We start from the raw sequence: 6328 nt of genomic DNA, 5'->3' as shown, positions 1-6328 counted from the left end.
CGGTGCACCACGTCCACCGGGTCGGGGGGCGCCGGCGGGGGGGGGGGGCCGGCGCCGCGCCCGGCCGCCCGGCGGCCGGGGGGGCCCGCCCCCGCGCCTGTGGGGGCGCCCCCGAGGCGGCCGAAGCGCCCGGCGGGCCCGGGACGGCGCCCGGTGCGGGCCGGTCACCGCCGGAGGCCGGTTCCCGGCCGTCCGCTCGCCTCGCGGGTATGTCCGCGGTGTCGTCCTTGGCGGACGGTCCGCGGCGGCTGTGGCGTCCCACGCTGTCCTTCAGCTCCCCGCGTCCGTGGCGGCGACGTCGCTCCCGGCGGCCCCATGGCCGCCTGCGTCCGTGTCCCCCGCCTGCGCCACCAGTTCACGGAACGCCCCGGCCACCACCTCCGGGTACTCCATCATCGCGACGTGCCCGGCGTCCGGCATGGTCAGCAGGCGGGAGTCGCGGAAGGAGCGGGCGGCCTTGCGGGCCATGCGGTAGCCGACCAGCTGGTCCCGGCCGCCGTAGACGAGCAGGGTCGGGGCGAGCACGCGCTCGGCCTGGCGCCACAGCCCGTGCTGTCCGCCCAGCGTGTAGGCGTTGACGATGCCGCGCGCGGAGCGGGCCATCGCGTCCCAGAAGTACGGCAGCTGCAGCCTCCGCTCCAGCTCCTCGACGGCGTGCCCGAACGCCTCGGCCGTCACCCGGCCGGGGTCGCCGTAGCAGAGCGCCATGACCCCGTGCACCCGCTGCTCGGCCGTCCACTCCCGGGTGAGGCGGGTGAAGAGGGCGGCGACACCGGGCACCCCGAGCAGTCCGGTCGGCACCGCCGTGCGCTGGATCCGCAGCTCCGGCAGGGCGGGCGAGATCAGCGTCAGCGTGCGCACCAGATCGGGGCGTACGGCGGCCACGCGCGTGGTGACGGCACCGCCGAGCGAGTTGCCGAAGAGGTGGACCGGGCCGCGGCCGGCCGCGTCGAGATAGCGGATCACCGCGCGCGCGTGCCCAGTGACGGAGTAGTCGCCGTCGTCCGGGGGCGGGGAGTCGCCGAAGCCCGGCAGGTCGACCGCCTCGCTGCCGACGACGTCGTCCAGCTCGGCCATCAGGGACGACCAGTTCTGCGAGGAGCCGCCGAGCCCGTGGACGTACAGCGCGGACGGCAGGCCCTCGCGCGCGGGCGGACGGGAGCGGATCGACAGGGTGACGCCGGGCAGGCCCACCGACCGCAGCCGCTCACCCTCGCCGACCCGGACGGGCGCCACCCTGGGAAGCACACTGGCGGCCGAAACGGAAGGCGACTCGGTCCAAGACATGCGGCAATGTTACGAGGTGATCACACCGTGACCGGTGTGTTCGCCGTCACAGAATGCGACCCCGTGGTGGGGACAACCCGTCAACATACGGGCGCCCACGGCATGGCGTCCGAATCGGGTGTCTCCTAGGCTCTTACACAGGGCACCCGCGTGTGGCCCCTGCTGTCCAGGGACGTTCGTAGGAAGGGAGCCCACCATGGCCTATGACCCCACCGAGCCCGACGCGCTCGACGACGAGGACGCCGACACGGCCCCCGAGTTCGACGTCGAGGCGCCCGAGGTGGACGCCGCCGAGCAGCACACCGAACTCAGCCCGGAGCATGACGACCCCCTGACGGACGTGGATCCGGACCGGGCGAACGAGGCCGATCTGGTCGAACAGGCGCGCGTGGTCTCGCTCGACGAGGACGACTACCGCTGACCCCGCGGGACTCCTGTGGTCGCGCGGGGTTCGCTCCGCGGCTTTCGTCGCCGTCCGGTACGTGAAATTCTGCGCTCGCACCGCGCACACCACGGTTACCGAAAAGTACGATGGCCGCGCGGCCGACACCGCATGTGGACGACTTTGGGAGGCGGCGTGACAGCCATCGAGCAAACTGAGGCGGCACGCCCGCGTGGCACTCGTCTGCCACGCCGAGCCCGGCGGAACCAGCTCCTGGGCGCGGCCCAGGAGGTTTTCGTCGCGCAGGGCTACCACGCTGCGGCGATGGACGACATCGCCGAGCGGGCCGGCGTGAGCAAGCCGGTGCTCTACCAGCACTTTCCCGGCAAGCTCGATCTCTACCTCGCGCTGCTGGACCAGCACTGCGAGTCACTCATCCAGGCCGTGCGCAACGCGCTGGCGTCGACGACCGACAACAAGCAGCGCGTCCGGGCGACCATGGACGCCTACTTCGCGTACGTCGAGGACGACGGCGGCGCCTTCCGCCTGGTCTTCGAGTCGGACCTGACGAACGAGCCCGCGGTGCGCGAGCGCGTCGACAAGGTCACGAACGACTGCGCCGAGGCGATCTGCGACGTCATCGCCGAGGACACCGGTCTCTCCCGCGCGGAGTCGATGCTGCTCGCCTCCGGCCTCGGCGGCCTCGCGCAGGTGGTCGCCCGGTCCTGGCTGCACAGCGACCGCAGCGTCCCGCGCGACCAGGCGGTGCAGCTGCTGACCTCGCTCGCGTGGCGCGGCATCGCCGGTTTCCCGCTGCACGGCACCGAGCAGCACTGAGCAGCACTGAGCAGCACTGAGGGCCGTACGCTCCCGGGCGCTGTTCGCTCGTGGCGTTCCGGCCCACAGCGTGTACGTCCCCTCACCGGGCTAATGTGTGCAGCGTACGGCGCGGAAGATCGCGCACATCAGTGACCGTCGGAGGGACATAGCCGTGGAGGTCAAGATCGGCGTGCAGTACGCACCCCGCGAGATCGTGCTGGAGAGCGGTCTGAGCGTCGAGGAGGTGGAGCGTCTCGTGTCCGACGCGCTGTCCGGCAAGACGCAGCTGCTGAGCCTCCAGGACGAGAAGGGCCGCAGGATCCTGGTCCCGACGGACCGCCTGGCGTACGTGGAGATCGGCGAGCCGACCGTGCGCAAGGTGGGCTTCGGCGCGCTGTAGGACGACGTCACGGGAAGGGCCCGGCGGCCGAGTGCCGCCGGGCCCTTCCGCGCGCTGGGCATGCCCACAGATGGAGCACAACTCCTCCACAGCGGAGGATTGCGCTCCGCAGGTCAGGGGTATGACGGGCTACGACCGTCAGGGCAGACCGGCCGTGGGAGGGACCTCGAGATGATCCTGGAAGTACTCGGATCCGTTGTGCTCGGTCTCGTTCTCGCGTGGGCGGCCACCCGCCGCCTGGGGCACCGTCTGCCGGCCCGCCCCCTGGTGTACTCGACCGGCGTGGCCGGAGCGCTCTTCGGGGACTTCGTCACCCACAGCGCCCTGGGCCTCGGCAGCACCTTCCTGAGCCTCCTCGGCGCCGCCGTCATCGCGGCGGCGTCCCTGTCGCTCCTCCTGCGCCCCTCCGCCCGCCTGCGCCGACGATCAGCGACGGCGTAGCGAACAGGGTCCCGAAGGGGGCGCGGGGAGCCGCGCGAGCGACCACAACACCCTCGCCGCCGCGCACCCCCGCGACCGACGACGCGACTAGGCCGCGAGGCCCAGCGCGGCCATCCGCTTGGTGTGCGCCTCCGTGATCCGCGAGAACATCCTGCCGACCTCGGCGAGATCGAACCCGTCGGCCACCCCGCCCACGAGCATCGTCGACAGCGCGTCCCGGTCGGCGACCACCCGCTGGGACTGCGACAGCGCCTCGCCCATCAGCCGCCGCGCCCACAGCGCCAGCCGGCCCCCGACCCGCGGGTCGGCGTCGATGGCGGCGCGCACCTTCTCCACCGCGAACCCGGCGTGCCCGGTGTCGTCGAGAACGGCGAGAACCAGCTCACGCGTGTCGGCGTCGAGCCGGGCCGCGACCTCCCGGTAGAAGTCGCTCGCGATCGAGTCGCCGACGTACGCCTTGACCAGGCCCTCCAGCCAGTCCGAGGGCGCGGTCTGGCGGTGGAAGCCGTCGAGCGCGGCGACGAACGGGTCCATGGCGGCCGTCGGCTCCTCGCCGATCTCGGTCAGCCGGTCCCGCAGCCGCTCGAAGTGGTGGAACTCGGCCGACGCCATCTTCGCCAGCTCCGCCTTGTCCGAGAGGGTCGGCGCCAGCTTGGCGTCCTCCGCGAGCCGCTCGAACGCGGCGAGCTCCCCGTACGCGAGCGCACCGAGCAGGTCCACGACCGCGGCGCGGTACTGCGGCTCGACGGCGGCCCGCGCCCAGTCCTGGGCGGCGACACCGGTCGGTCCGGAAGCGGCGGCGGACGCGTTCTCAGGCTTGTCAGAGCTAGTCATGAGGCGCACAATAGCCCGCTCGGCGCGCCACTCAAGCCCCTGGCCGATCACTGTGACCACGACTACGTGACGAAATCGGCCATCGCATGTGCGCGATTCCGGGGTATGGTGGTAATGCGCCTGCTGAGTGCGTCGACGGTGTTCGACGTGTCCCGACAGGCTGCACGCATGAGGATGCCCGGTCGGTGGCCCGATCGGCTCCGACCCGACAGCCCTCCCTGGCCGTACGGCGCAGTACGTACGACGACCGGAGGGACACCCTCAGCGGTACGAGCGCTAGAGCGTCGGCAGAGGTCCCGTGTCATACGGCTTGCCCGAGTGGTTCGCCCGTACGGCAGCCGACGTCCCGGCACGGTCAGCCACGACCCCCGCGCTCGCCTCGCACCGCGCCACACAGAAGAGGCAGCACCCTGACTACGACGTTTCGAGACCTTGGGATCCTCCCCGAGACCGCCGAGGCCCTGGAGGCCGTCGGCATCATCAACCCCTTCCCCATCCAGGAGATGACGCTCCCCGTCGCCCTTTCCGGCACGGACGTCATCGGCCAGGCCAAGACCGGCACCGGCAAGACGCTGGGCTTCGGCCTCCCGCTCCTCGAGCGCGTGACCGTCCCCGCCGACGTCGAGGCCGGACGCGCCCTCCCCGAAGCCCTCACCGACGCCCCGCAGGCGCTCGTCGTCGTCCCCACGCGCGAGCTGTGCACGCAGGTCACCAACGACCTCCTGACGGCCGGCAAGGTCCGCAACGTGCGCGTGATGGCGATCTACGGCGGCCGGGCCTACGAGCCCCAGGTCGAGGCCCTGAAGAAGGGCGTCGACGTGGTCGTCGGCACCCCGGGCCGCCTGCTGGACCTCGCGGGCCAGAAGAAGCTGAACCTCAAGCACGTCAAGTGCCTGGTCCTCGACGAGGCCGACGAGATGCTCGACCTGGGCTTCCTGCCCGACGTCGAGAAGATCATCGACATGCTGCCGGTCAAGCGCCAGACCATGCTGTTCTCGGCGACGATGCCGGGCGCGGTCATCGGCCTCGCGCGCCGCTACATGTCCCGCCCCACCCACATCCGCGCCACCGCGCCGGACGACGAGGGCGCGACGGTCGCGAACATCAAGCAGTTCGTGTACCGCGGTCACTCCATGGACAAGCCGGAGATGGTCGCCCGGATCCTGCAGGCCGATGGCCGCGGGCTGGCGATGATCTTCTGCCGTACCAAGCGCACGGCCGCCGACATCGCCGAGCAGCTGCAGCGCCGCGGGTTCGCCTCCGGCGCGGTCCACGGCGACCTCGGCCAGGGCGCCCGCGAGCAGGCGCTGCGCGCGTTCCGCAACGGCAAGGTCGACGTCCTGGTCTGCACCGACGTCGCCGCCCGCGGCATCGACGTCGAGGGCGTGACCCACGTCATCAACTACCAGTCCCCCGAGGACGAGAAGACCTACCTGCACCGCATCGGCCGTACGGGCCGCGCGGGCGCGAAGGGTACGGCGATCACGTTCGTCGACTGGGACGACATCCCGCGCTGGCAGCTGATCAACAAGGCGCTGGAGCTGAACTTCAACGACCCGGTGGAGACGTACTCGACGTCCCCGCACCTGTTCTCCGACCTCGGCATCCCCGCCGGCACCAAGGGCATACTGCCGCGCTCCGAGCGGACGCGTGCCGGTCTGGACGCGGAGGAGCTGGAGGACCTGGGCGAGACCGGCGGACGTGGTGCCCGTGGCCGCGGCCGTGGTGGCCGGGGCGACCGTGCCGAGTCCGGCGCCGACCGCGAGCGTCCAGCCCGCGCCCCGCGCAGTCGCCGCCGCACGCGCGGTGGCACCCCGCTGGGCGCCTCCGCCCCGGCCGCGCCGGCCCCGGCGGGCGAGTCCACCGGTGTGGAGGAGCCGACCGGTACCCGTACCCCGCGCCGTCGTCGCCGTACGCGCGGCGGAGCGTCGGGGGAGACCGTGACGGCCGCCGCGGTGTCCGCGACCCCCGAGGCCGCCGTCGAGGCGGTGGACACGGTGGAGGAGCAGGCCGCGGTCACTCCGGAGCAGCCGCGTCGCCGCCGTACCCGCAAGTCCGCAGCGCGGATCGGTCGGTTCGAATCCGACCGGCCTTGCCACCCTTGCGATTCCGCCGTCCGCCCCGTACCGGAGCGTCGGCCAGGACGGACCGGTGGAGTGGTGATG

General features: G+C 72.4%; 7 protein-coding genes. 5 read left to right on the top strand and 2 right to left on the bottom strand.

What is annotated here, in order from left to right:
* Positions 1-270 precede the first annotated feature (270 nt).
* Positions 271-1287 (bottom strand): alpha/beta fold hydrolase, encoded by a 1017-nt coding sequence (locus ACWEN3_RS38750; RefSeq protein WP_452981125.1) that lies wholly within the window; start codon positions 1285-1287, stop codon positions 271-273.
* A 196-nt stretch (positions 1288-1483) separates the two neighbouring features.
* On the opposite strand from ACWEN3_RS38750, the gene ACWEN3_RS38745 reads away from it, so the two are divergent.
* From ACWEN3_RS38745 to ACWEN3_RS38730, 4 genes are all read left to right on the top strand, one after another.
* Entirely contained in the window at positions 1484-1708 is a 225-nt protein-coding gene (locus tag ACWEN3_RS38745) for a hypothetical protein (protein WP_452981122.1), read from the top strand.
* Between the two features lie 156 nt (positions 1709-1864).
* Positions 1865-2506 (top strand): TetR/AcrR family transcriptional regulator, encoded by a 642-nt coding sequence (locus tag ACWEN3_RS38740; RefSeq protein ID WP_452981119.1) that lies wholly within the window; start codon positions 1865-1867, stop codon positions 2504-2506.
* Between the two features lie 154 nt (positions 2507-2660).
* Positions 2661-2888, top strand: a complete 228-nt coding sequence (locus tag ACWEN3_RS38735; protein ID WP_452981115.1) for a DUF3107 domain-containing protein — start codon at positions 2661-2663, stop codon at positions 2886-2888.
* Positions 2889-3059: 171 nt separating this feature from the next.
* Positions 3060-3329 (top strand): hypothetical protein, encoded by a 270-nt coding sequence (locus ACWEN3_RS38730; RefSeq protein ID WP_452981112.1) that lies wholly within the window; start codon positions 3060-3062, stop codon positions 3327-3329.
* 87 nt (positions 3330-3416) lie between these two features.
* Here the strand turns inward: ACWEN3_RS38730 and ACWEN3_RS38725 are convergent, their stop codons facing one another.
* On the bottom strand, positions 3417-4172 hold the full coding sequence (locus ACWEN3_RS38725) for a ferritin-like fold-containing protein (RefSeq protein WP_452981109.1): 756 nt from the start codon (positions 4170-4172) through the stop codon (positions 3417-3419).
* Between the two features lie 494 nt (positions 4173-4666).
* On the opposite strand from ACWEN3_RS38725, the gene ACWEN3_RS38720 reads away from it, so the two are divergent.
* On the top strand, positions 4667-6328 hold a 1662-nt coding region (locus ACWEN3_RS38720), incomplete at its 3' end, for a DEAD/DEAH box helicase (protein ID WP_452981107.1).

Source organism: Streptomyces sp. NPDC004561, assembly GCF_053602155.1.
The sequence above is the reverse complement of the archived record's forward strand: the minus strand, read 5'-3'. Positions and strand labels throughout refer to the sequence as shown.